This is a genomic window from Pseudomonas sp. PIC25 (assembly GCF_002286785.1).
GTDB lineage: Bacteria > Pseudomonadota > Gammaproteobacteria > Pseudomonadales > Pseudomonadaceae > Pseudomonas_M.
Genome location: NZ_MUJY01000061.1, coordinates 1 through 3,539, shown reverse-complemented (window position 1 = coordinate 3,539; position 3,539 = coordinate 1). Strand labels below are relative to the sequence as shown.

Here is a 3,539-nt window from a genome sequence, read left to right as displayed (position 1 = left end):
TCAAACGCCCAGCCCACCCCGGAGCTGGACACCGGCCTCGCCTGTCTGGTGATGCTGGCGCGGTTCCACAACGTGGCCGCTTCCCCCGAACAACTCACCCATGAATTCGCCGAAGACGGCCGCCGGTTCGGCAAGGCCGAGCTGCTGCTGGCGGCGAAGAAACTCGGCCTCAAGGCCAAGCCGGCGCGCAGCACGCTGGCGCGCCTGAGCCACACGCCGCTGCCGGCGATTGCCGCCGATGGGGAAGGGCGGTTCTTCATCATTGCCCGGCTCGACGATGGCAAGGCGCTGATCCACGACCCCCGCACCCAGCGGCCCGACGTGTTGAGCTTCGAAGACCTCGAGGCCCGCTGGACCGGCGAACTGATCCTGGTCCGCTCCGAGGCCTCGCTGGCCGGCGAGCTGTCCAAGTTCGACTTCACCTGGTTCATCCCGGCCGTCGTCAAATACCGCAAGCTGCTTGGCGAAGTGCTGCTGGTGTCCTTCGTGCTGCAGATCTTCGCCCTGCTCACGCCGCTGTTCTTCCAGGTGGTGATGGACAAGGTGCTGGTCCACCGGGGCCTGTCCACTCTCGACGTGATCGCCATCGGCCTGCTCGGCATCATGCTGTTCGAGACGGCCCTGAGCGGCCTGCGCAGCTACGTGTTCGCCCACACCGCCAGCCGCATCGACGTCGAGCTGGGCTCGAAACTGTTCCGCCACCTGGTGACCCTGCCGCTGGCCTACTTCCAGGCGCGGCGGGTCGGCGACTCGGTGGCGCGGGTGCGCGAGCTGGAAAACATCCGCAGCTTCCTTACCGGTAACGCCATCACCCTGATCCTCGACGTACTGTTCTCGGTGGTGTTCATCGCCGTGATGTTCGTCTACAGCGGCTGGCTGACCCTGGTGGTGCTGCTCTCGCTGCCGTTGTACTTCCTGCTCTCGATGTTCATCACCCCGGTCCTGCGTGCGCGCCTCAACGAGAGCTTCAGCCGCGGCGCGGAGAACCAGGCGTTCCTGGTGGAGACGGTCAACGGCATCGACACCCTCAAGGCGATGGCCGTCGAACCGCAGATCACCCGCAAGTGGGACAACCAGCTTGCAGGCTATGTGAGCGCCAGCTTCAAGACCCAGACCCTCTCCACCCTGGCCAACGAAGGTGTCGGCCTGGTCGGCAAGCTGGTCACCGTGGCCACCCTCTGGCTCGGCGCGCGGCTGGTGATCGACGGCGACCTCTCGGTGGGCCAGTTGATCGCCTTCAACATGCTTGCCGGGCGGGTGTCGCAGCCGATCATGCGCCTTGCCCAACTGTGGACCAACTTCCAGCAGACCGGCGTTTCCGTGCAGCGCCTGGGCGACATCCTCAACACCCGCACCGAACTGTCCCAGGACAGCCGCAGTGCGCTGCCGCCGCTGAAAGGGCAGATCGAATTCGACCAGGTGCACTTCCGCTACCGCGCCGACGGCTCGGAAATCCTGCGCGGCATCAGCCTGAGCATCCAGCCGGGCGAAGTGATCGGCGTGGTCGGCCGTTCCGGCTCCGGCAAGAGCACCCTGACGCGCCTGCTGCAGCGCCTCTACACCCCCGAGCGGGGCCGGGTGCTGGTGGACGGCATGGACCTCGCCCTGGCCGACGTCTCCTCGCTGCGCCGGCAGATCGGCGTGGTGCTGCAGGACAACATGCTGTTCAACCGCAGCATCCGCGAAAACATCGCCCTGACCGACCCCGGCGCGCCCATCGAAGCGGTGATGCAGGCGGCCCGGATGGCCGGCGCCCACGACTTCATCCTCGAACTGCCGGAAGGCTACGACACCGTGGTCGGCGAACACGGCGCCTCGCTCTCCGGCGGCCAGCGCCAACGCATCGCCATCGCCCGCGCGCTGATGGGCAACCCGCGCATCCTCATCTTCGACGAAGCCACCAGCGCCCTGGACTACGAGTCCGAACGGGTCATCCAGCAGAACATGAAAGCCATCTGCCAGGGCCGCACCGTCATCATCATCGCCCACCGCCTCTCCGCCGTGCGCGACGCCAACCGCATCCTGGTCATGGACCGCGGGCAGATCGTCGAACAGGGCACCCACGCCGAACTCCTCGCCCACCAGGCCGGGCACTACTCCAGGCTGCACCGTTTGCAACAAGGATGAAGCTGATGACAACCCCTCTCTCTGTAGGAGCGAGCTTGCTCGCGATCAATCTGCCAGGCCGACGCCGCTCGGTAGGACCGTCCCACTCACCGGCGGGCGGCCTCCAAGCATGAGCCAGCCTTCAGCCCGCCGCGACCTGCTCAACCGCTACCGCAGCACCTGGCGCCACGCCTGGCGGCAGCGCAAGGCCATGGACGCGCCGCCGCGCCTGAGCCACGAAGTGCAATTCCTGCCCGCCGCCCTGGCCCTGCAGGAGCAACCGGTACACCCGGCGCCGCGCTACATCCAGTGGACCATCATGGCCTTCGTCGTCATCGCCCTGGCCTGGGCCTGCCTCGGCGAAATCGACGTGGTCGCCACCGCCAGCGGCAAGATCGTCCCCAGCGGCAAGAGCAAGGTCATCCAGCCCAGCGAAGTGGCCGTGGTCAAGGCCATCCACGTTTCCGACGGCGAACAGGTGAAGGCCGGCGACCTGCTGGTGGAACTGGACGCCAGCATGACCGGCGCCGACGTCGACCGCCTGAAGAGCGACCTGCTTGCCGCCCAGGTCGACAGCGCCCGCGCCCGGGCCCTGCTGGACGCCATCGAACACGAACGCGAACCGGCATCCCTGGCGGCCCTGCTGCCTCAGGCCACCGCCGAGCAACAGCGCGCCGCCGACACCTGGCTGCGCGGCCAGTACCTGGAACTGCGCAGCGCCCTCGACCAGGGCGACGCCGAGATCGAACAGCGCCAGGCGGAAATCCAGGCGGCCAAAGCCTGGGTGGGCAAACTGCAGGAATCCCTGCCCATCACCCGCCAGCTCAGCGCCGACTACAAGCGCCTGCTCGACAAAGCCTACGTCGCCAAGCACGCCTACCTGGAAAAGGAACAGGCGCGCCTCGACCAGGAGCGCGAACTGGCCATCCAGCAGGCCCGCGTCCTCGAACTCACCGCCGCCCGGAGCGCCGCCGAACGCCAGCAGCACAGCGTCATCGCCCAAACCCGCCGGGCCATGCTCGACCTCCAGCACGAGTCCGAACAACGCGCCGCCAGCCTGACCCAGGAACTCAAGAAAGCCGAACAACGCGACCGCCTGACCCGCCTCACCGCCCCGGTGGACGGCACCGTGCAACAACTCGCCATCCACACCCCCGGCGGCGTCGTCACCGAAGCCCAACCCCTGATGGTCATCGTCCCCAGCGACCAGCCGGTGGAAGTGGAAGCCATGCTGGAAAACAAAGACATCGGCTTCGTCCACCCCGGCCAGGAAGTCGAAATCAAGGTCGAGACCTTCACCTTCACCAAATACGGCGTCGTCCACGGCACCGTGCAAAGCGTCTCCAACGACGCCATCGAAGACGAAAAACTCGGCCTCGTATACAGCACGCGCATCCAGTTGAAGGAAAAGACCCTCCAAGTCGGCGGCAAGG

General features: G+C 66.8%; 2 protein-coding genes. Both read left to right on the top strand.

From position 1 onward, the window contains the following. Nucleotides 1–24 precede the first annotated feature (24 nt). Nucleotides 25–2,127, top strand: coding sequence for a type I secretion system permease/ATPase (locus BZL41_RS06840; protein ID WP_168190958.1), 2,103 nt, complete (start codon nt 25–27; stop codon nt 2,125–2,127). A 109-nt stretch (nt 2,128–2,236) separates the two neighbouring features. After that, on the top strand, nt 2,237–3,539 hold a 1,303-nt coding region (locus BZL41_RS06835), incomplete at its 3' end, for an HlyD family type I secretion periplasmic adaptor subunit (RefSeq protein WP_143518034.1).